The sequence below is a fragment of the Gilliamella sp. LMG 34361 genome (assembly GCF_984569075.1).
In genome coordinates this window covers 1,582,126-1,604,800 of sequence record NZ_OZ474903.1, presented here as the reverse complement: position 1 = coordinate 1,604,800, position 22,675 = coordinate 1,582,126, and the positions used below count along the sequence as shown (strand labels likewise).

The window sequence follows — 22,675 nt, the reverse complement described above, 5'->3', positions numbered from 1 at the left end:
TGACTTTGTATTAGGATTTTAAGAACCAATGAAAAAAGCTTAACTTGAAAATTTAGCTTAACCGCAAATGTTTGACTTTGGTTATATATTCGTCATCAATAAGCCTGATGGTCATCGTTTGATAAAACGGATATATAAAAAATTAAGTCTTAAAATATATAAATTTGGAGCGGGAAACGAGGTTCGAACTCGCGACCTCAACCTTGGCAAGGTTGCGCTCTACCAACTGAGCTATTCCCGCATGAGAAGTGTTTTAAATGGTGCCCGGGGCGAGACTTGAACTCGCACGGCCAAAAAGGCCGAGGGATTTTAAATCCCTTGTGTCTACCGATTTCACCACCCGGGCTCAAAACTTAGTTCCGAAAGGTAACTGCGTTTTGGATGCTGTGCATTTTACCGATCTTAATTTTTACGTCAATAGAAAATTTAAAATAATTGTCTAATTGCTCAATGTTTGTCACATTTAAGGGAATTTTTAATTAATTCCCTTAAAATTCGGTTTTGATATGAATAATAATGAAAATTTAGATTGATGACTTAGAATTTATTAGATGCTGAAAGATGATCCACAACCACAGGTCGTTGTTGCATTAGGGTTATCAACTACGAAGCGTGAACCTTGTAATCCTTCAACATAATCTATTGTGCCCCCTACAAGATACTGTAGGCTCATCGGGTCTATAAGAAGTGAAACACCATTTTTTTCGATCTCAAGGTCATCTTCATTTACTTTTTCGTCAAATGTGAAACCATACTGGAATCCACTACAACCACCGCCTGTTATATAGACTCTTAATTTTAGATTTGGATTTTCTTCTTCCGTTATTAGGTTTTTTACTTTATTTGCAGCAGCATCAGTAAAGTTAATTGGTAACGCATCGCTCATTTTATTCTCCTACTATAAGTACTTTTATATTATATACTCTTGAAAAAAGAAAATACAAAATGAAAACATTAATTAGTTAAATTTGTAATGGCTTGCTTGAATTTAAGTTAATTTTATGAATAAATACGACAACTATTTCTTTAAAAAGATGATAACTATGCTTAAAACATTTAAATCAAAAAAGCTTTACCGCGAAGCATTAACTTTTATGCCCGGAGGGGTTAATTCTCCCGTACGAGCTTTTAATGGCGTTGGTGGTACGCCGTTATTTATTGAGAAAGCTGATGGTGCATATATCTATGATGTTGATGAAAAAGCATACATTGATTATGTTGGTTCTTGGGGACCAATGATTTTAGGACATAATGACCCTGATGTAGCAGAGGCTGTGATTAATGCTGTTCGTAAAGGTTTAAGCTATGGAGCACCAACCGAAATTGAAACCAAAATGGCTAACCTCGTTACCCAATTGATGCCATCTATAGAGATGTTACGCATGGTAAATTCAGGTACTGAGGCAACCATGAGTGCAATACGCCTTGCCCGCGGCTATACCGGTCGTGACAAAATAATCAAATTTGAAGGCTGTTATCATGGACATGCGGATTATTTATTAGTTAAAGCGGGTTCTGGAGCACTTACTTTTGGTCACCCGACTTCTCCTGGGGTACCGCAAGATTTTGTTAAACATACCTTAGTCTGTGATTATAACGATTTAGAATCGGTAAAAAAACAATTTGAGCAGTTTCCCGATGAGATAGCCGCGATTATTATTGAGCCCGTCGCAGGCAATATGAATTGTGTTCCCGCTAAAAAGTCATTCTTACAAGGATTAAGAAGTTTATGTGATAATTATGGTGCTTTATTAATTATTGATGAGGTAATGACTGGCTTTAGGGTCGCGTTAGGCGGAGCTCAAGAGTATTATGATATTATTCCAGATTTGACTTGTTTAGGTAAGATTATCGGCGGTGGTATGCCGGTCGGAGCTTTTGGTGGTCGAGCAGAAATCATGCAACAATTAGCACCAATTGGACCAATTTATCAAGCAGGAACGCTTTCTGGTAATCCTGTTGCTATGGCAGCTGGTTATGCTGCATTGACAAAATTGACAGATGTTGGTATTTACCAAGAATTAGAAGAAAAAACCGTCACATTAGTTAATGGCCTATTTTCAGAGGCAAAGCGATTTAATGTTCCTTTTGTAGTTAATCATGCTGGTGGAATGTTTGGATTCTTCTTTACAACTGCTCTAGAAGTGAGCAGTTATAAGGATGTAATGAATTGTGATATTGAATTATTCAAAAAATTCTATCATCATATGTTAGCCGAGGGGATTTACTTCGCACCTTCAGCTTTCGAAGCAGGTTTCATGTCACTTATGCACACAGATAAAGAAATCAATCATACAATTGATGCAGCAAGTCGTTTTTTTAAAAACATAAGTTAAATTGGTAAAATATAGTAAATTAAACCCATAGCAATTAAAATTTTAACTATTAACATAGGTAATAAATTTATGGTTAATCCACTAAAAGAAGGTGAAAAAGCACCTCAATTTTCTCTACCTGACCAAGATGGCGAACAAATTAGTTCAAAAGATTTTGAAGGTCAGCGAATTTTGCTCTATTTCTATCCTAAAGCGATGACACCTGGTTGCACAGTACAAGCTTGCAATTTACGTGACAGTGCTGATGATTTTGAGAAATATAATGTAGTTGTTATTGGTATTAGTACGGATAAACCTGAAAAATTATCACGTTTCGTCGATAAAGAATTGCTAAATTTTACCCTGCTTTCAGATGAAGACCATAAAACCTCTGATGCTTTTGGTGTTTGGGGTGAAAAAGAGTTTATGGGAAAAACTTATGACGGTATTCATCGTATAAGTTTTCTGATTGGTAAAGATGGTAAAATCGAAAAAGTCTTTGATGATTTTAAAACCACCAATCATCACACTATGGTTTTAGAATATCTTAAAACCCATAGTTAATCCCTTAATTAAAGCAGATTATTGAACTAATCTGCTTTTTTTTCATTTTTTATACTATTTATCTCTTCAAGATTCGGCCAAGCATTAATAATCGCTTTCACTAATGTTGCTAGAGGAATAGCAAAAAACACACCCCAAAATCCCCATAATCCGCCAAAAATGATCACAGCAACAATAATAACTAATGGATGGAGATTGAGTTTTTCAGAGAAAAGATAAGGAACCAATAGGTTACCATCTAATGCCTGAATAAGAATATAAAAGAACATTAGATACCCAAATTGAGCAGTAAAACCCCATTGAAAAAGTGCAATTAATATTATAGGTATACTTGAAATAATAATGCCGATATAAGGAATAAGTACTGAAAGACCAACTAATACCGCTAATAAAAGTCCATAATCTAAGCCAAAATACCAAAAAGGAATATATACACAAACAGTTAAAATAATAATATGCACAACATTACCTACTATGTAATTAGATATTTGTTGATCCATTTCTGTAGCAACTTTATTTAATATTGTTCTATTTTTTGGTAATACCTTTGAGCAATATCCCCATATTTTCGATTTATCTTTCAATAAAAAAAACATAATAATTGGGACTAATACCGTGTTTATCGCAACAGAAACTATACTAAATAGTGAGCTAATTGAAAACTGCAATAATGAGTTACCTGTTTGCATAACTTTACTAGTTATACCTTGAAGCATTGAATCAAATAAACCAACATCAATCAGCTCAGGATAATGTTCTGGTAAAGACATTATAAATTTATTAACAAAATTCAACATATTTGGAATATTGGTTATTAAGCTAACACCCTGTTGCCAAATCAAAGGTAACAAAATCATAATTCCAGTTAAACCAACAAACATAAACAGCAGTAATACGATAACAACAGCTAATGTGTGAGGAACTTTTTTTCGTTGTAAATAATTGACCGGTCTATCAAGCAGGTATGATAAAACAATGGCAATTAAGATGGGCAGCAAAATTTTGTTGAAGAAATAGATGATAAAAAACAGGACTATGATAACAATCATTAGCGATACCACATGTGGATCACTAAAGCGTTTTTTGTACCATTCAATAAACAATTTTAACATCTATAACTCCTTTTTGTAGTTTATTTGTTTCTAATCTAGCTTATTTTTTTAAACCGCCCAAAATCCCTCGGGTAATTTGTCTTCCAATTTGATTAACTACCTGTCTGGTTGCACTTTTAGCAATAGTTTGAACTATACCGTCATTTTGGCCACCTTTTGAAAGTGCTTTACCAAAAAAAAGTGAACTTAAAAAGTCCATAATACCACCATGTTCTTCTTTATTAGACTGATTTTGTTCTGAATTAGCTTCTGTTGAACTTTGATTATTTTCTGTATTGATAGTAAAACCTTGTTTAAGTTTTTCGTACGCTGATTCACGATCAATGGTTTTTGAATATTTATCATAAAAGCGAGATTGATGAATGAGAGTTAACTGTTTTTCGATATCCATTGGTCCCATTTTAGATCCTGGTGCAATAATCATTCCGCGCTGAACAATGTTTGGTCGCCCTTTCTCATCTAAAAATGAAATGAGTGCCTCACCAACGCCAAGTTCCATGATAGCTTTTTCAGTATCAAAATTTGGGTTAGCTCGCATAGTTTGGGCAGCAACTTTAACCGCTTTTTGATCTTTAGGCGTAAATGCACGTAACGCATGTTGTACGCGATTACCTAATTGTCCTAGGATGGTTTCAGGTATATCGGTAGGACTTTGGGTAGCAAAATAGATACCTATCCCTTTAGAACGAATAAGACGAACAACTTGCTCAATTTTAGCTAACAAAGCAGGAGAGATATCATTAAAAAGTAAATGTGCTTCGTCAAAAAAGAATACGAGCTTAGGTTTATCAAGATCACCTACTTCTGGTAAATGTTCAAATAATTCAGATAATAACCATAATAAAAATACTGAATATAATTTTGGTGAATTATATAATTTATTAGCGGATAAAATGTTGATAACCCCACGACCTTCTGCATTAATTTGCATCAAATCATGGATATCAAACATTGGTTCACCTAAAAAAAGCTCAGCGCCTTGCTGTTCTAAAGTAAGTAATCCTCGTTGAATAGCCCCTATGGTTGATGAACTGATGTTGCCATATTGAGTAGTAAATTTTTTAGCATTATCCCCAATAAATTGAATAAAAGTTCTTAAATCTTTAAAATCAAGTAATAATAATCCATTATCATCAGCAATTTTAAAAACTAACTGTAGAACGCCTGATTGAATGTCATTTAGATTTAATAGTCTTCCTAATAATATCGGACCAATATCGGAAACAGTACTGCGAATTGGAATACCTTTTTCGCCAAACACATCCCATAATGCCAAAGGTGATGACGTAGACAACCAATCGGTTACCCCAATATTTTCTAATCGTGATTGTAATTTTTCCGATAATACTCCTTTTTCGCCAAGGCCGGTTAGATCACCTTTTACATCAGCAAGAAATACTGGTACACCAATTTGTGAAAATTTTTCCGCCATCTTTTGTAGGGTTACGGTTTTACCAGTGCCAGTTGCACCGGTAATTAAACCATGGCGATTAGCCAACGATGCAAGGACGTATAAATCATTACCTTCACTTTTTGCAATAACAATCTTTTCACTCATAGACATCTCCTATTCAAAAATTGCTATTAAAACAATTAAGAATATTGTAAGCTGAATTAGCAATAACTGCTATTATTTTAACTAATCTTGTAAGGGGGCTGTATGTTTCCAGAATATCGTGACTTAATTTCTAAATTTAAAAAATCAGATTTGCGTTTCCAAAAATTATTTGATGAACATAATGATCTTGATCAAAAAATTAAAAACATCGAATCGGGTATTGCTGTTGATACCTCAGAAAGTATTGAGAATCTAAAAAAACAAAAACTAAAATTAAAAGATCAACTTTATGAGATTTTGAAAAAAGCTTCGGCGTAATTTATCAAATTAAGCGTTGTCGATCTTGATTATATGAGAAAAAACCCCAAGTTATGGGGTTTAATTTTATTACAATTTTACACAAATCATTAGGCAAATCGTTATTTATTCACTTTTTCTTGTGCTTTTTTCAACTTACGGTTTTTGATTAGTGTAATTAAATTTTTATGTGGGGTTTTCATTTTTTACTCCTCTTGTTGTTATATAAATGCGCCTTAAATTGATATTTAAAGCGTTTTGTTGCTATATAAATATTATCATCCGTGATGTTTTCAATAATGTTTAATTAAACACTATAACACATTAGTTAAATATTTATATTCTTTTAGTTAATGATGTAAGCATTACTTACATCAAGTTTATTATTTTAGAACCATTGTCCAAAGCGTTTGATGTAAATCTTTTTCATTATTTGGGCAACAACACAGTAACTCAATAATGTTGCAACCAACCATGGGAAATAGGACCAAGGTAAAGGTTGAAGACCAATTAAGCTGCCAATTGGTGAGAATGGAATATAAATTCCTACCGCCATTATTAGCATTGTCATAACAATCACTGGGAATGCTGCTGTGCTTTGAATAAATGGAATTTTTTGTGTTCTTAGCATATGTACCACTAAGGTTTGGGATAACAATCCTTCGATAAACCAACCTGAATGGAACAGCGATTCAGCTGCTACACTATTAGCGCCAAAGACAAACCACATTAATGCATAAGTTGTTATGTCAAAAATGGAAGAGGTTGGGCCGATCCAGATCATAAAGCGTCCAATATTTGGTGCATCCCATTTACGTGGTTTTTGTAAAAACTCTTCATCCATTTTATCCCAAGGTAATGATAGTTGTGAAATATCATATAATAAATTTTGGATAAGCAGATGAATCGCAAGCATTGGTAAAAACGGTAAAAACGCGCTTGCCACTAATACAGAGAAGATATTACCGAAATTAGAACTTGCCGTCATATTAAGGTATTTCATGATATTACCAAAGGTTTCACGACCACATATTACCCCCTCTTCTAATACCATTAAGCTTTTTTCCAGCAAAATAATATCGGCTGATTCTTTAGCAATATCCGTTGCGGTATCCACCGAAATACCAACATCGGCATCGCGTAACGCTGGAGCATCATTAATACCATCGCCTAAAAAACCAACTGTATGACCGTTATCTTGTAATAATCGAATTATGCGAGATTTTTGTAACGGAGTTAACTTAGCAAAAATAGTACGTTGTTCAATTTCTACTTTTAGCTCTGCATCATCCATTGTTTCAATTTCAGTACCTAATAAAGGAATATCAGGCTCTAAGCCAACTTCACGACACACTTTAATAGTGATAATTTCGTTGTCACCAGTTAAAACTTTAACCGCAACACCATGTTCACTTAATGCTGAAATAGCCTCATAAGCACTCTCTTTTGGTGGATCTAAGAAGGTTAAGAAACCACGAATAGCCAACGCTTTCTCATCTTGGACATTGTATTGCGTTTTAGTTTGTTCTGCTGAAATCTCTTTGACACCAACAGCTAATACTCTAAAACCGTCTTTATTATAATTATGAGCCAGTTCAATTAATGCTTGTTTGCGATTTTCATCCAACGGTAAATATTCACCATTTTCATAAACGAAATCCGAAATAGATAGCATTTCTTCAACTGCACCTTTACAGATCATTAAGTGATTATCATCATTGCCTTGCACAACTACAGATAAACGACGACGAACAAAATCAAACGGTAATTCATCTATCTTACGATAAAGACCAACGCCGACTTTTTTAACACTGGTTTTTTCTTCAGCAAAACGGATGATTGCTTTATCCATCAAGTTTTTCATTCCGCTTTGATAGTAACTATTGAGCCACGCTAGTTGTAACACAGCTGGATCAACTTGGCCGTTAATGTCTAAGTGATGTTCTAAAATAATTTTATCTTGGGTTAAGGTACCGGTTTTATCAGTACATAAAATATCCATTGCACCAAAATTTTGTATCGCATTTAACCGTTTAACCACCACTTTGCGTTTTGCCATTCCTACCGCACCTTTTGCAAGGTTGGCACTAACAATCATTGGTAACATTTCAGGCGTTAAACCAACCGCTACAGCTAATGCAAATAAAACAGCTTCGCCCCAATCACCTTTAGTAAAACCATTTATTAGTAATACAATCGGAACCATTACTAACATGAAGCGAATCAATAACCAACTCACGCTATTTACGCCGCGATCAAAGGAGGTTTCAGCTCTGGAGCCCACAATGGATTTTGCTAACGAACCAAAATGTGTATCTGCACCAGTTGCTACAACAATCGCTTTTGCCGTTCCACTGACTACATTGGTACCCATAAAACAGATGTTATTTACATCAAGAACATTATCTTTATCAATATCGGCCGGATTGATCTCTTCAGTTGTTTTTTGCGATACCGCACCTAAAGTATCGTATTTCTCAACTGGAATTGATTCACCGGTTAATACTGCTTGGCTAACAAATAGATCTCTTGATTCGATTAAACGAATATCCGCTGGAATCATATCGCCAGCAGATAACAATACAATATCACCGGGGACAATATCACTTAGAGGCACTTCGATATGTTCAGCTGGCATATTTTTATTTGGCCGACGTAGAACTGTAGCTGTGGTTCGAATCATCGATTTGAGTGCCTCAGCAGCTCTATTTGAGCGAAACTCCTGCCAAAAACGGAGTAAGCCACTTAATGTTACCATGGTTAAAATGATAATAATGCCTGTTAGATCAGTCTCTTCACCACTTTGTAGTGGTAACCAATAGTCAGTCACAAAACTAACTATAGCTAATGTCAACAAGACAAAAATAAATGGATTTTTGAATGCTAGTAACAACTGAACAAAAGCCGAAGGAACTTTTTCCCGAGCTACTTCATTTTTACCATATTGTTCCAATCTTGATTTGGCATTTTCTTGGGTTAAACCAGAAAGGCTTGATTGAAATTTAGATAAAATGTTATCTAGACTGTTTTGAGCTTCCTCAAGTGCTTTTATAGTTAAAGTATTTTCTGTCTTTACTTTAAATTTGTTTTTAATCATAGTTGGTACCTATCTATATTTTTTAGACAAAAGAAACCTATTCCTTAGTTAAACATAACAAGGCATTAATAAGTTTTAATTGACCAAAATTTAAATGCAAAGCAATAACTAGCCATTAAAGCTAATGCTTGGCACGAAATAAAATTATTGAAAAATAAATTTAATTAAGAATTAGATACAACTAGGTGGCTCTAAATGTTTATCAGTAAGATACAATACTCGTAAAAGTACTTTATGAGCACAATGATGTTTTGAGTTTGTGTGATAGCGTGTAGAAAATTGCATATCGTTCACCGTTACCGTTTTTATCAATTTCGGCTCGTGAACTGAAAAAATTACTATTTAGACAGGTTCATTAACCGATAATGATGTGTTTGAATTTATCTCCCCACATTTTGGGGTGACCCGATTGAGTGTCCATATTTCTCCTGTAAATTGAACTCATCACTTTGTATTTCAACTTTTCTTAACCCTCATTTTTAACACCTTTTATCGTTAAAAAAATAAGAAAAGCTCAAAGGCGAGCACGTTATACCCCTTTGACCTTAAGAAGTCAACTGATTACTTAAAAATAGTATTGCAATTGCTTAAAAACGCCACTACCAGTATAACTTTTTGTAGAATTAATACCCGTTTTACATAATATCAGTTACAATTATTTAATTGTTAAAAACACTGGTTAATTAGAATGAATATTTCACAACTTTTGCAAGATAATTGGTTTAATTTATTTATTATCTTTACTCTTTCAATTATTGGCTTTATTTATAAAAAAAATATACCAAATAATTACTTTGATAATATTATTAAATATACCGATATTTTAGAAAAAATCGCACAACCAAGTTACCAAAAAGATTATTTAAACAATATCAAAAAAAAGCTTATTTGGGACAAAATCTGCTTTTATAAGACAGGTAATGTGAATAAAGAAAAAATTGCTATTTCAGTGGTTAATGCTGATATTCATAATATTATTGAATTAACTCAATTAGATCAATTAACCCAATATTTTGGCATTAAAAAAAATAGTATTATTTTACTTAAACCCTTCTTAATTAAAGAAGTGATTCTAACAGCTGCTGCGGGGCTATTTACCTTTATTATGGTAATGAATAATCTTCATACTATTTTTAAATCAGCATGGATCGTTAATGTTATTATCTCTATTTTGACAATTTTTATTCTAGTTATCATTGGCACTCAATTCGCTAAGGGACCATTGAAACGATTAAATACTTATCGCTTAATTTTAAAGGATAGACTTTTTTTAGTTAGAGCAAATATGGTATTTGCCAAAATACTTGATGAAAATAGAGAAATAGATGCAACCTCACAAGAAATTGATAGTGAAGATTATAATGATAAGAAAAAATAACTATTTATAATTTATAATCTATTTTTAGAGAGGGCAATAAATAATCAATCTACTATTTATTGCACTATAAAGTATATTAGGATTATGATTGAATTTTCAATCTTGAATTTTTTAACTGATCAACCAATAAAAATAAAGATGAATTTAATTGATACATAAATTGTTGGTAACTAAATTGCTTTTTACTAATTTCCTCAAGTTGTAACTCCCAATGAGCAGTCATATCCGGCATTGAAACACTTTCTGGTAATGATAATATCAAATTTTGACCAATCTTTGTTGAACGAATTGATTTACCTTGTCGAATCAAGAATTGCCGTTTAAATAACAGTTCAATGATACCCGCTCTAGTTGCCTCGGTACCTAATCCATCTGTTTCGCGTAATATTTTTTTTATGTTAGGATCTTTAACAAATCTTGCTATACCGGTCATAGCCGACAATAAGGACGCATCAGTAAAATACTTGGGAGGCTGAGTTTCTTTGCTAAATAACTCGGTATCAATACATTGAACAAATTCGCCTTTTTTTACTAACTTAGTTAATAAACCATTATTCTCACTATTATCAACATCGTTTTCTATTTGATAATTTTTACTTCTGAATAGAACCTTCCAACCTTCATCCAGCATTTGATTAGTTTTTGAAATAAATTTACCGCCACTGATATCAACATCAATTTGTAATTCAGCATACTTATAAGCTGGATAAAATTGTGCTAAATATTGGGTAGCAATCACCTGATATACAGCTTGCTCGTTATTGGATAAACTTTCCGTTTTCACTTTACGCAAAGTTGGAATAATAGCGTGATGCGCTTCTACTTTTTTATCATTCCAAACTTTAGAACGTAAAGCAAAATCAGCATTATTAATTGCAGTTTGCAGCTCGGGACAATTGTTTTCAATAGCAGATTTTACACCATTAATTTGTTTTAAATGATCTTTAGGCAGAAAACGACAATCAGAACGGGGATAAGTAATTAGCTTATGTTTTTCATATAACGATTGGCAAATATCAAGCACCTCTTGCGCACTTAAACCATTTCTTTTAGCCATTTCTATTTGCAACGCAGATAAATTAAATGGCATGGGTGGCGCTAGTTCTTTCTTTTTGTTACTAACTTTATCAATGATACCTGTCTGATCTTTAATGCGTCGACAAACATTTTCCGCTAAGCCTTTAACTAATACTCGGCCCTCTTCGTCCTGATAAGGTGCACATGCTTCGCTTGGTTGCCATTTTGCTTTAAAAGTTTCGTTATCTTTAGTGTGCAAAATAGCATACACTTCATAAAATGGTTTAGGAACAAATTTTGCTATCTCTAAATCACGCCTAACAACTAGGCCCAAAATGGGGGTTTGTACCCGTCCAATTGAGAGTACACCACGATAACCACTACGTTGCCCCATAAGCGTACAAACACGGCTCATATTCATTCCATATAGCCAATCAGCTCGAGCTCTAGCCAGAGCTGATGTGGATAAAGGGATAAAATCTTGATTACTTCGTAATTGTTCCAATGATTTTTCAACTGCGCTGGCATTCAAATCGCTAATTAAACAACGTTGAATAGCTTTGCGTTTTTCTGATGATAATTGACAGTAATTTAGTACTTCATCAACCAACAATTGACCTTCTCTATCAGGGTCACCTGCATGTACAATTTGAGCAGCCGATTTAATTAATTCCACTAAAGTATTAAATTGTTTTTCAGTACTTTTTTTAGGTATTATTATCCATTTTTCAGGCACAATAGGTAAATCATTTAAAATCCATTTTTTATAACGTTCATCATATACTTCTGGTGTTGCTTGTTCTAATAAATGCCCAATACACCAACTAACGACGTCACCGTTACTGGCTTTGATAAACCCATTTCCTTTGTGATGAGGTTTCGGCAATACATCAGCAATAGCTCTAGCTAAGCTAGGTTTTTCGGCAATAAATAAACGATATGAATGATTAAGTTGCATGGTAGTTATTGATTAAAAAATGCGAATATTACAATAATATAATGAGTTAATCTTCTGTTTATCAATAAATGTATAAATTATTCATTAATAATCCTTAACAATCTAGAAAAATAAATCACTCTATTACCACCATTTCTTTAGCTTAAGCCAGACTACTGAAATTATACTAATCACAATCAATAGTAATATTAAACCAACAAAAGACCATTCTTTTTCATTGAAAGGAATACCTGCTAAATTAACACCAAGTAAGCTAGTAATAAAAGTTATTGGAGTAAAGATAATGGTGAACAGTGACATTAAATAAATTCGTTTATTAGTGGATTCAGCCAGAATACTATTAATTTGTTCCATAACTGAACCGATCCTAATTAAGCAGCTATCAATTTCAGAGACATAGTGATTTTGTTGATTTGAAATATCATGTAATCGCTGACGATCATTTTCATCAATCCAAGATATTCTTTCCGTCGATATTTTGACAAAAATATCACGTTGCGGTGATAGTAAACGCCTTAATATGAAGAGTTGTTTACGAACTCGACCGATTTCTTTATGTGAAAAAATTCGTTGATTGAGTAATAAATCTTCCAACTTAATAATTTTATTATGCACACTGTCAAAAGATAAATTGACCTGATCACAAATTAATTCTGAGAGTTGAATTAGCCAATCAGCGACATCTACCGGACCAATTCCTTTTTCTAAATTTTCTTTTAGTTTGATGATAGCATCAATTTTTTGGTGTCTAGTCGAAATAATGAAATTATCCGTAATATAAAAACGGAAAGTGACAATCGGATCCGGTAACTCATTTGGTGTAAAGTTAACCCCTTTAAGCACCACTAAAATACCGGAATCACAACGAATTTCTTTGGGAAATTGATTCGGTTTGATTAACTCATTTTTGACAAGATCTGGAATAAGATTGGTTTGATTAATCCAATTAATGGTTTCACTGTTGGCAAAATCAAGATGTATCCAATAAGGTTGTTTGACTGAAACTTCCGTTTGTTCACTCAAAGGATTAGCTTTACCTTTGCCATCCAATTGACAACTAAAAACAGGTTGTGCTGCAAGTAGCTCTGAAACCAAAATAGAATTATTGCTATTTTCATTACTCATCATCAGCCCCATTGGTTAAGTTTGTTTAATTATATACTGATTTTGAGCAAAAATGCAGCGCATCAATGATTTTCTTGTTTTAATCTTTAAGGGTTCAAATAAATTTGCGGTATCGATGTATGATGTGGATGATTAAAAATACCGATTTCAACACCATACCATCGATGGATATTTTCAACCGTTAGTACCTCGGTTGGCGACCCTTGTTCAACAATTTTTCCTTGGTTAACCAGAATTATTTTGTCAGCATATAAAGCAGCTAAATTCAGATCATGTAATATACAACACACAGCCAATTGCTGCTTAACTGCTAATTGCTTTAATAAGCGTAAAGTATGTTGTTGATGGTAGAGATCAAGCGCTGAGGTAGGTTCATCTAAAAACAGTAATTTTTCATTCGGTTCAGGCTGCCATAATTGGGCTAAAACTCTAGCCAATTGAACTCTTTGCTGTTCGCCACCGGATAAACCTCGATAATCTCGGTCGGCAAATTGCAAACAATCGGTTTGAACCATCACTTCATGAATTGATTGATCAAAATGTATTTTCCCATAAGGTGCTCGCCCCATTGCAATCACTTCTTTTACTTTAAATGGAAAAGTAAGTTGGCTTTGTTGCAGCATTACGGTTCTTATTTTTGCCAATTGCTTTTGTGGCCACTGTGATACTGGACGACCTTGTAAATAACACTCACCTGATAGCGGTTTTTGATAACCAGTTAATAGACGTAATAAGGTCGACTTACCAGCGCCATTAGGACCGATGATAATAACAATTTCGCCGGCATTTATTGATAAAGATACATCATTAATGAGCATGCGACTGCCATAACCAAAGGTTAAATTTTTAGCGGTTAACACAATAAATCTCCATGCGTTATTTATGTCTCAGAATAAGCCAAAGAAAATACGGGCCACCAATTAAACTGGTTAAAAGGCCAACAGGGATTTCCGTTGGCGCGACCAATGTTCTCGCTAAAGTATCCGCTAATAAGAGCAAACATGCGCCACCAAGTGCCGAACCAGGTATTAACCATTTATGATTAGCACCGATTTGTAAACGAATCATATGAGGAACAACTAAACCAACAAAAGCAATAATGCCACTCACCGCCACTGAGGTACCAATTAACACGGCACAAAGTAATAAGAGATAACGTTTAATACGTTCAACATTGATACCTAAGTAATGGGCATCTTCATCGCCAAGTTGTAATATGTTGAGCTGATGAGCCAGTTTGATGACGCCAAATAGTGCAGGAAAAATTAAAGAAATAGATACGAATACCAGATCCCAAGAACCTTTACCTAAGTGCCCCATTGACCATAACGAAAGTTGACGTAATTGTGACTCATCACTGATGTAACTAAGTCCGCCCATTACTGCGCCAATGATGGCATTAATCGCCACGCCTAACAGAATCATTTTCGCAAGGTTGCATTGCTCATTAAGACTATAAAGATAGATCAAAACACAAATAAATAAACTACCGGCAAATGCCGCTACCATTTTGCCATAAAGCATCATAATCGGCGGAAAAACAGCAGGAAATAAGATTGTTATACCCACCATAAGGCTTGCGCCACTGCTAATACCTAATAAACCAGGATCGGCTAAAGGATTTCTGAATAATCCCTGCATAACGGCGCCAGCACTCGCTAATGCCATGCCAACCACTACCGCGAGTATAATTCTAGGTAATCGGATATTGCACCAAATATTCCATAGAGGATCATCAAATGACATACTCATTAATTGAGTAAAGGATAATTTTAATGCTCCCGAGTTTGCTGAATAGATTATTAAGATTAACAATAAAGCGAATAATCCCAATAACAATATTTGTGGACTAGATTTGCGCACCGATTAACCTCATAAATTTAATTAATAATTTACCGTAAGGCTTGGGTCAACAACGCTATATGCACGATTATCAAATTGTTGATTTGCAATTTTATCCATGATTATTTTGGCTAATTCTTTACGATATACGAAACCGTGAACTTCTTGAGCAAAATAGCATTGACCGTTATTGGTTAGTTCGCCATCGCGTAAACCGCCGGGTCTTAAGATCACATAATTCAAGGTACTCGTTTGTAACCAAACTTCAGCCAAAGATTTTTCGCGCACCGCATTACCAAATGCTTGTTTAGCTCGTAAGGATAAGGTTGACCATGAATCACCACAACCAAGTGAGGTCACCAATACCATTTGTTTGATTCCTACTTGTTCTGCACAATCAATGATATTACGTTGCGCAATATAATTGCCGGTTTCGCCACCCAAAGTTGAAATAATGGTTGCTTCACAACCAGCTTGCTTACCAATTTCCTTTACTAATTCAACGTCGGTTGCATCACCTACATAGGTTTCAATATTTTGTTGAGCTAATTGTTTAGCAAAATCAGCATCGCGGACTAAAGCAATACAACGCCACTTTGGGTGGCATTGTTTGATTAATTGCGATAGTTGATAACCAGTTCCTAACTTGGCGCTAACACCAAAAATGATTACTGTTTTCATGTTATTATTCATCAAATTAATTAATTTTTTTTGCTAACGCTCTAAATTTTTCTAGCTGATCGGCTTTTAATTGATGTTTTTCATCACGGCCAACGAAAATTTTAAACATGGACTGACCTAAATGGTTGAGGAAAATCATTGAAGCAGTCGACATTTTCATAAATTTTCTTTCGATAAATGCAATATATTGACAATGTTCTGCTTTGATATGACCGCTTAACCCTTTTTGGTGACGTAAATTAAAGTATTTTTGGCTATGCGTTCCCGGTGGTAATTCACCTGAAATTTCAGCAATAACGTCACCAGTATGAACTAAAAATAACACATCTCCCCAAGTGGTTACTTCTTGCCAAATTTCATCAAAATGGCTGCCATCAACAATTTTAGCATCTGGTATTGCTTGGATTACTTGTGTTAGTGTAACTTTATGATCTTGAGCGATTTTTTCTAACAGTTCTTCTGGATTAGATTGCATATAAGCTGCTAGGTTATCTAAAAGGGTTTGTTTATCTGCCATAATAATTTCCTTTAATTTTTTGTTTTTACTTGGGTGTTTTGCATATGTGGATGAGATTTAGGCATACCATTACCTTGTTGCATAGCTTGTCTAGCTTGAGACATCTTCTGTTGTAATTCAATATGTTCTGGATTATTAAGTTGCAATAATAATTGTTGCAATGCTTGTACAATATTACTTGACCAAAAACGCCCTGATAAAGTTAATCGTAAACAACGATCTTCATTTTGCAGTAAACCGACTTGATGCCATTGTTTGATAAGTGGATCAAAGAGTTCAGCTTGATTGGTTAGTTGCGTTAAATCTATTCGCCCTTTTTCTATACCGGTTTGTAATTTATGCAACCAGTCACCCAATAACGGTTTTCCGGTTAACATCATTAACGGTTTTTTACCTTTATCTAATAAGGCATAATATTGATTCAGATCACGATGGATCATATATGATTGTCCGTTTAGCTTTCCACCGGCGCAAGAACCAAATCCAAAAAAGTGTGAGCCTTGTTTTATCAAAAAATTATATAAATTTCGTTCGCGACTCGTTTTTGCCCAATGAGCATTAGTTAAATGGGTCCAACCTTGTTTAGCTAAATATTCAGCACCTTGATGGTAAAAATTGCACTTATCAGTAACCGATGGGATCGCGATTCGATTATTCTCCACCCCTTTAGCTAATGGGGTTGTCGGCAAGAGATTTAAAGAATAAAGATCAACCCCATCAAGTGGCAATTGATCAGCAATTTCTAAATCTCTTTGCCAAGTAGCCGGTGTCTGGTTAGGTAAGCCAAACATCAAATCACAAACTAGAGCAACACTATCTCGAGAAGCAATATTTTCGAAACGTTGAATAATCTCTTTTTCTGATGACTGACGTCCTAATTTTTGTCTTATTTGAGTATTAAATGTTTGTATACCTATCGAAAAACGATTAGCCCCTGACTCAATATAGCTATCAATTTTTTCATCATCAAAATCAGAAATTCGCCCTTCTACGGTAATCTCACAATCAGGCGCTAAAGGGGCATGTTGTTTAAAATAACTAATTACTCGTGCTAATTGTCCAGACGCCAATGCAGAAGGTGTTCCACCACCAAAATAAATAGCGTGAATTGGTGCCGATTGCATAGCCTTATTATTGATTTCGAGGGATATTTCTTGTAATAAGTAATCAATATAAGTTTTGGTATCAAATTTTTTTAATGGGTTTTGATAAAATCCACAAAATTGACAATGAATATCACAAAAAGGAATATGTATGTAGATCAGTCGTTTTTTTCCAGACAAATCTGAATTTTGCAGGATACTCCATTGCTGCTCTAGTTCTTGCGGTGGTACTGGTAGGCTTGCTTGTAATGGCATCACTGCCCAACGATCTTTAAAAGGTAAAACTGAATTTGAAGCGTAAAACGCACTTACATCAAATGATTTCATAACATCCATTCATAAAAATAATCTCGGTGAATTAAATAATAATTATTATCATTTATCAATATTTTTTTAATTTTTTTGCTGTTTATTTATCTTGAACTAAATATTTATTTAATAACTGTTCAATTTCCATCCTAAACTTGTGTGTGTTTTATGATAAATATTATTCAATAACTCTACTTTTTATGATTGATAATGATAATCATTTTCATTATATTATTCTATCTGATTTAAAATTGTGGTCGATAAATCAAGTGATAAATAAAAATTTCATAAACAAAATGCGGTTATTTTTGTTGCTCTTTAGCCTAAATAGCCTAATCAATTTGAGCTCAGCAAATGAAAGAATTGTTGTTGCAGGTGGTGCTTTGACAGAAATCGTTTTTGCCCTTGGTGCTGGAGAAGATATCGTAGGGGTGGATAGTACCAGTCGATTTCCAAAACAAGTTACCCAATTACCACAAATTGGTAATTTAAAATTATTAAATATTGAATCGGTTTTATCCCTTACGCCCTCCTTAGTTATTAGTTTTGATGATGCGGAAATCGCTAACGTGCTGAAACAAATTTCCCAAGCAAAAGTCGACGTTTTAACACTGAAACGTGTACCAAGTACAGTAGATTTGCTGTATGAAAATATCAGTAAAATTGCCGCTAAATTAAATAGACCAAAGGAAGGACAAGAATTGATTAAGCGAATCCAAACTAATCTTTCGCAAATTCAAAACAGAATTGCTACTCGTCGGCAAAAAACCAAAGTTTTATGCATCATGAATATGGGAGGAAACATTTTCATAGCAGGAAAAAACACCACTATCGATACATTAATTACCATCGCCGGTGGTGAGAATCTGGCGACACATAATAGTGTTAGAACTTATACTACTGAATCACTAATTGCTATAAATCCTGAAGTTATTATTTTAACTACCCATTCAATCGAAGAGCTAGGTGGCTTTGACAAAATCAATACCATTCCAGGTATTACCGAAACAGATGCATATAAAAACCATGGCATTGTCATTATCGATGATAGCTATTTATTTGGAATTGGACCGAGAGTTTTTGAGGTAGTAAGTAAACTGTTTAACGGCTTTTACCCTGAATAAAACTTCATTAAGTAATTTCTCTATTTTAATAATATTTTTATCAATTGAAGCAAGAGATGAGCATTTTTTAATAAATTATGTTTAAAAGGACTAACATGATAAATTTTAACTATTTAAAAAAAACTAGCTCATTAATAATAGGCTTAGCATTAGCGTTACCCGCGCTCGCTACTGACCAAACTAAGGATGAAAAAAATGTTGATACTATGACAGTATTAGCTCAGGAAACCAACAAAAAGCCAGGAACAATGACTGAAATTTCCGAGCAAGATATTCGTCGTGATGGTGGTGATAATTTTGGTAGCATTATGCGTTACCAACCGCTCATTTCCGCATCAGGGAGTATTTCTGGTTCGGGTAGCGGAAAAAGTAGTTGGGACCGAGGTGGATTTACTGGTTACAACATTCGTGGTTTAAATGCCAACCGAGTATCAATTGATATTAACGGTATGCCCTTACCTATTGCTCAGGGCAGAGTTAATGGTGTTGGTCGTGCTGGTTTTGGCTCTTATGGAATCGGCCGAGATTATATTGATACCTACATGTATAATAAAGTTGATATCCAATCGGGAGCCACACCCGTAAGCAACGCCAATAATGCTTTAGGTGGCTCAGTTTCATTCCAAACTAAAACCGCAAATTATTACCTCTATCCAGGCAAAACAAATTATTTTGGTTTCCAAAATAACTATGATAGTTCAGACAGAAGTTATCACCAAGGTATAACGATGGCGGCAGGTGATGATTATCTAAATGGTATTGTGGTTTTAAGTCGTCGTGATGGTCAACAGACTCGTAATCATGGAGATTCATTAAATACTTATCCTGAAAATTGGCACTCTAACTCGATTTTAGCTGGCTTTGGCTGGCAAATGACCGAAGAACATTTAATCAATACCACCGTCGATTACCATAATAAAACCAAAAATTCACATTATGATACTTGGGATAAATATGGTAAAAAAATTGAGTCATTTGATCAGCAAAGAAGCAAAAACAATCGCTTCAATCTGGCATTCAAAGATCAATGGAAACCGACTAATATCAGTTGGATGGACAGTTTAACCACCCAAATAAATTATCAACGAACCAATGTATATGATAGTACTGACCTTCGCCACAAAACTAGAGGTAATTTTAACACTCAAACTAACTATAATACTAAAACTTATAACTTTATCACTACTTTAGTGAAAAACTATGAAAACCAAAGATTTAGTGCAGGTTTAAATGGCAAGTGGAGTGAGGATGAAGCCCCATTTTTTACCTCAGTTGAATCAGAAGATATTAATATTCTGCCTGATGGTCCATATAGTAAACCACAAGCCGATAGCAAAAGTTATCAATTAGGCGGTTTCTTGGAAGATCGCTTCAGCTTTAGTATTAATGATAGTAATAATTTCTATTTAGTGCCAGGAGTAAGAGCCGTCTACCAAAACACTAAGCCCCGTAACCTTGATAATATGTCAGTAACCAATATTGATAGTCATCGATTAGCTAAACAATATAAAAGTAATAGTGATTTCAAAATATTACCTTCACTGGCATTTATGTATGATATCAATCCTGATTTTACAGCTTATTTACAGTACAAACGTGCGGCCCAGATGCCTAATCAGAATCAACTATATGGTTCTTATTTAGCCCATAGTAGTATAGCTTTACTTGTTGGTGACGCAAACCTTAAAACCGAAACCAGTGATAATTTTGAATTAGGTTTGAAAGGACAGCCAATTGCTGGTGTCACTCTTTCATCTTCAGCTTTTTACAATAAATATAAAAATTTCATTGCTTATACTCGTTATAAAAAAGATTTTTTTGGCATGGGTAACCGAATTGTTTATCAAGCTGAAAACCGGGATAAAGCATATATTTATGGTGCAGAATTAAGCAGTGAATTCAATATTGGTAAATGGATTGAACAGGCTAACGGCTTGAGTGCTAGATTGGCAATCGGTTATAACCAAGGTAAATCAAAATCAAGCTACTTAGCTGATAAATACGTTGAAATGGATTCCATTGCTCCTATGAAGAGTGTTGTTGGTATAGCATGGGATGATGCAAATAAATTTTATGGGGTAGCGCTTACTGCCACACTGCAAAAAGGAAAAAAAGCCAAAGCAACTTCTCGCGAAACTTATAGCAATCAAGGTAAACCAATCCCTAATTCCAAAGACGATTATTTTCGAATAGCTGGCCATGGCATTGTTGATTTAACCGGTTATATCAATATCAGCAACAATATGAAATTAAGTGGAGGAATCTATAATCTTACTGATCAAAAATATTGGGATTATCTCAGTAATAATAAATTGTATAGTACCGCCGATCATAACTATCTAAACATGTTTACCGCGCCGGGTCGAACATTCCAGTTAGGTTTGGATATAGATTATTAATTCAAAACACCAACAATAACATCTCCAACTTTGGAGGTGTTTGTTTAAAGTTTATTTTTCGAGTTAAAAAAGGATTTAAGATTCGTTATAAATAGCCATCATTTAATAGATTAATCCCTAATGTTAACCATAAAGCTAATTATTGAGATATAAATTGCGACTATTTTTATAAAATAACTGTATATTATTTTGCCAATATATTGATTATAAATTTATTATTTATTTGAAAAAAAGTTTCTTTAGCTTCTTATATTTATCTAGATTGCATCAAATTATTATCAAATAAACCTGTATTTTATGTTGATAATGGTTCTCATTTTCACTATATTACGCAATCTAAATGGAAAACCATGGTAGGTAAATTAACTCATGAAGAAGTTTGTAAAAAAGATTAGCCTATTTTTGCTAATTTTTAGTATCAATAGTCTTATCAACCTTAGTTCAGCAAACCAACGAATTGTTATTGCTGGTGGATCTTTGACTGAAATTGTCTTTGCATTAGGCGCTGGTGATGATGTTGTCGGCGTTGATAAAACCAGTAGTTACCCTGAAAAAGTTAAGCAATTGCCACAGATCGGCTATTGGAAATTATTAAATATTGAAGGCGTATTATCACTTAAACCAACCTTATTTATAACTTTAAATGATGTAGAGCCTGATAATGTTATCGAAAAAGTGTCTGAATCTAAAGTAGATGTATTAGCCTTACAGCGTGTGCCTGGTACTATTGAACTGTTATATGAAAATATTGGTAAAATTGCCTCTAAATTGAATAAACAAAAAGAAGGTGAATTATTAATCAATAGAATTAAAACCAATCTTGCCGATATTCAAACTAAAATCGCAACTCACCCGCAAAAAACGAAAGTTCTATCACTAATGAGTATGGGTGGCACCAATTCGGTAGCCGGCAAAAACACCACCATTGATGCACTAATTGCTATTGCTGGCGGTGAGAATCTAGCAAAACATAATAGTTTCAAAAGCTATACTGCTGAATCAATCATTGCTATTAACCCAGAAGTTATCATCCTAAATAAATATTCGATTGATCAACTTGGTGGATTAGACAAAATTAATACTATTCCAGGTATTACTGAAACAAGTGCATTTAAAAATAATCGTATCACTATTATTGATGATAGTTACTTATTTGGAATTGGTCCACGAGTTGATGAAGCAACAAAATTGCTATTCCAAAGCTTTTACCCAGACTAATGTAGTCGAATAATTTTAATAATATTTTTATTTATTGAAGCAATAAATGCATAGATTTGTT

Annotated in this window: 17 protein-coding genes, 2 tRNA genes and 1 pseudogene; 7 read left to right on the top strand and 13 right to left on the bottom strand. The window is 34.0% G+C overall.

What is annotated here, in order from left to right:
* Window positions 1–165 precede the first annotated feature (165 nt).
* The 3 genes from AC5LXI_RS07640 to erpA form a co-directional block, all read right to left on the bottom strand.
* A tRNA-Gly gene (locus tag AC5LXI_RS07640) sits at window positions 166–241 on the bottom strand.
* 17 nt (window positions 242–258) lie between these two features.
* Window positions 259–346 (bottom strand) — tRNA-Leu (locus tag AC5LXI_RS07635).
* Window positions 347–547: 201 nt separating this feature from the next.
* The gene (gene erpA, locus AC5LXI_RS07630) at window positions 548–886 is read right to left on the bottom strand and encodes an iron-sulfur cluster insertion protein ErpA (protein ID WP_493441804.1); all 339 of its coding nucleotides are present in this window, start codon (window positions 884–886) and stop codon (window positions 548–550) included.
* A gap of 157 nt (window positions 887–1,043) precedes the next feature.
* On the opposite strand from erpA, the gene hemL reads away from it, so the two are divergent.
* Both hemL and bcp read left to right on the top strand, forming a co-directional pair.
* Complete coding sequence (gene hemL, locus AC5LXI_RS07625) at window positions 1,044–2,336, top strand: glutamate-1-semialdehyde 2,1-aminomutase (protein ID WP_493441803.1); 1,293 nt, start codon at window positions 1,044–1,046, stop codon at window positions 2,334–2,336.
* A 69-nt stretch (window positions 2,337–2,405) separates the two neighbouring features.
* On the top strand, window positions 2,406–2,879 hold the full coding sequence (gene bcp, locus AC5LXI_RS07620; RefSeq protein WP_493441802.1) for a thioredoxin-dependent thiol peroxidase: 474 nt from the start codon (window positions 2,406–2,408) through the stop codon (window positions 2,877–2,879).
* A 26-nt stretch (window positions 2,880–2,905) separates the two neighbouring features.
* Here bcp and AC5LXI_RS07615 read toward each other — a convergent pair whose 3' ends face one another.
* A complete protein-coding gene (locus tag AC5LXI_RS07615; RefSeq protein WP_493441801.1) occupies window positions 2,906–3,991 on the bottom strand; it encodes an AI-2E family transporter in 1,086 nt (361 codons plus the stop codon).
* Window positions 3,992–4,031: 40 nt separating this feature from the next.
* On the bottom strand, window positions 4,032–5,549 hold the full coding sequence (locus AC5LXI_RS07610; protein WP_493441800.1) for a helicase HerA-like domain-containing protein: 1,518 nt from the start codon (window positions 5,547–5,549) through the stop codon (window positions 4,032–4,034).
* A gap of 102 nt (window positions 5,550–5,651) precedes the next feature.
* Between AC5LXI_RS07610 and AC5LXI_RS07605 the strand changes: the two genes are divergently transcribed.
* Window positions 5,652–5,867: an HP1242/YdcH family protein gene (locus tag AC5LXI_RS07605; RefSeq protein WP_493441799.1), complete on the top strand. Its 216-nt coding sequence runs from the start codon at window positions 5,652–5,654 to the stop codon at window positions 5,865–5,867.
* Between the two features lie 367 nt (window positions 5,868–6,234).
* Here the strand turns inward: AC5LXI_RS07605 and mgtA are convergent, their stop codons facing one another.
* The gene (mgtA, locus tag AC5LXI_RS07600; protein ID WP_493441798.1) at window positions 6,235–8,943 is read right to left on the bottom strand and encodes a magnesium-translocating P-type ATPase; all 2,709 of its coding nucleotides are present in this window, start codon (window positions 8,941–8,943) and stop codon (window positions 6,235–6,237) included.
* Between the two features lie 688 nt (window positions 8,944–9,631).
* Here mgtA and AC5LXI_RS07595 point away from each other — a divergent pair.
* Entirely contained in the window at window positions 9,632–10,321 is a 690-nt protein-coding gene (locus AC5LXI_RS07595; RefSeq protein ID WP_493441797.1) for a hypothetical protein, read from the top strand.
* An 82-nt stretch (window positions 10,322–10,403) separates the two neighbouring features.
* Here the strand turns inward: AC5LXI_RS07595 and AC5LXI_RS07590 are convergent, their stop codons facing one another.
* The 7 genes and pseudogenes from AC5LXI_RS07590 to hutW form a co-directional block, all read right to left on the bottom strand.
* Entirely contained in the window at window positions 10,404–12,296 is a 1,893-nt protein-coding gene (locus AC5LXI_RS07590) for a DNA topoisomerase III (RefSeq protein WP_493441796.1), read from the bottom strand.
* Window positions 12,297–12,419: 123 nt separating this feature from the next.
* Entirely contained in the window at window positions 12,420–13,421 is a 1,002-nt protein-coding gene (gene zntB, locus AC5LXI_RS07585) for a zinc transporter ZntB (protein ID WP_493441795.1), read from the bottom strand.
* An 86-nt stretch (window positions 13,422–13,507) separates the two neighbouring features.
* A complete protein-coding gene (locus AC5LXI_RS07580) occupies window positions 13,508–14,281 on the bottom strand; it encodes a heme ABC transporter ATP-binding protein (protein ID WP_493441794.1) in 774 nt (257 codons plus the stop codon).
* Window positions 14,282–14,297: 16 nt separating this feature from the next.
* Window positions 14,298–15,284: a FecCD family ABC transporter permease gene (locus AC5LXI_RS07575; protein ID WP_086358060.1), complete on the bottom strand. Its 987-nt coding sequence runs from the start codon at window positions 15,282–15,284 to the stop codon at window positions 14,298–14,300.
* A gap of 21 nt (window positions 15,285–15,305) precedes the next feature.
* On the bottom strand, window positions 15,306–15,944 hold the full coding sequence (locus tag AC5LXI_RS07570) for an NAD(P)H-binding protein (RefSeq protein WP_493441793.1): 639 nt from the start codon (window positions 15,942–15,944) through the stop codon (window positions 15,306–15,308).
* 16 nt (window positions 15,945–15,960) lie between these two features.
* Window positions 15,961–16,461 (bottom strand): heme utilization cystosolic carrier protein HutX, encoded by a 501-nt coding sequence (gene hutX / locus AC5LXI_RS07565; RefSeq protein ID WP_493441792.1) that lies wholly within the window; start codon window positions 16,459–16,461, stop codon window positions 15,961–15,963.
* 125 nt (window positions 16,462–16,586) lie between these two features.
* Window positions 16,587–17,891: pseudogene (hutW, locus tag AC5LXI_RS07560) on the bottom strand (heme anaerobic degradation radical SAM methyltransferase ChuW/HutW); the annotation flags it as partial.
* Window positions 17,892–18,214: 323 nt separating this feature from the next.
* On the opposite strand from hutW, the gene AC5LXI_RS07555 reads away from it, so the two are divergent.
* The 3 genes from AC5LXI_RS07555 (at window position 18,215) to AC5LXI_RS07545 (ending at window position 22,614) form a co-directional block, all read left to right on the top strand.
* On the top strand, window positions 18,215–18,997 hold the full coding sequence (locus AC5LXI_RS07555; protein WP_493441791.1) for a heme/hemin ABC transporter substrate-binding protein: 783 nt from the start codon (window positions 18,215–18,217) through the stop codon (window positions 18,995–18,997).
* Window positions 18,998–19,092: 95 nt separating this feature from the next.
* Complete coding sequence (locus AC5LXI_RS07550) at window positions 19,093–21,396, top strand: TonB-dependent receptor domain-containing protein (RefSeq protein ID WP_493441790.1); 2,304 nt, start codon at window positions 19,093–19,095, stop codon at window positions 21,394–21,396.
* 369 nt (window positions 21,397–21,765) lie between these two features.
* Entirely contained in the window at window positions 21,766–22,614 is an 849-nt protein-coding gene (locus tag AC5LXI_RS07545; RefSeq protein ID WP_493441789.1) for a heme/hemin ABC transporter substrate-binding protein, read from the top strand.
* Window positions 22,615–22,675 lie beyond the last annotated feature (61 nt).

Coding starts and splice junctions, on each gene's coding strand:
- zntB (WP_493441795.1), bottom strand. CDS start 13,421: ATGAGTAATGAAAATAGCAATAATTCTATTTTGGTTTCAGAGCTACTT.
- AC5LXI_RS07590 (WP_493441796.1), bottom strand. CDS start 12,296: ATGCAACTTAATCATTCATATCGTTTATTTATTGCCGAAAAACCTAGC.
- AC5LXI_RS07595 (WP_493441797.1), top strand. CDS start 9,632: ATGAATATTTCACAACTTTTGCAAGATAATTGGTTTAATTTATTTATT.
- erpA (WP_493441804.1), bottom strand. CDS start 886: ATGAGCGATGCGTTACCAATTAACTTTACTGATGCTGCTGCAAATAAA.
- bcp (WP_493441802.1), top strand. CDS start 2,406: ATGGTTAATCCACTAAAAGAAGGTGAAAAAGCACCTCAATTTTCTCTA.
- AC5LXI_RS07550 (WP_493441790.1), top strand. CDS start 19,093: ATGATAAATTTTAACTATTTAAAAAAAACTAGCTCATTAATAATAGGC.
- AC5LXI_RS07605 (WP_493441799.1), top strand. CDS start 5,652: ATGTTTCCAGAATATCGTGACTTAATTTCTAAATTTAAAAAATCAGAT.
- AC5LXI_RS07570 (WP_493441793.1), bottom strand. CDS start 15,944: ATGAAAACAGTAATCATTTTTGGTGTTAGCGCCAAGTTAGGAACTGGT.
- hemL (WP_493441803.1), top strand. CDS start 1,044: ATGCTTAAAACATTTAAATCAAAAAAGCTTTACCGCGAAGCATTAACT.
- AC5LXI_RS07615 (WP_493441801.1), bottom strand. CDS start 3,991: ATGTTAAAATTGTTTATTGAATGGTACAAAAAACGCTTTAGTGATCCA.
- mgtA (WP_493441798.1), bottom strand. CDS start 8,943: ATGATTAAAAACAAATTTAAAGTAAAGACAGAAAATACTTTAACTATA.
- AC5LXI_RS07545 (WP_493441789.1), top strand. CDS start 21,766: ATGAAGAAGTTTGTAAAAAAGATTAGCCTATTTTTGCTAATTTTTAGT.
- hutX (WP_493441792.1), bottom strand. CDS start 16,461: ATGGCAGATAAACAAACCCTTTTAGATAACCTAGCAGCTTATATGCAA.
- AC5LXI_RS07610 (WP_493441800.1), bottom strand. CDS start 5,549: ATGAGTGAAAAGATTGTTATTGCAAAAAGTGAAGGTAATGATTTATAC.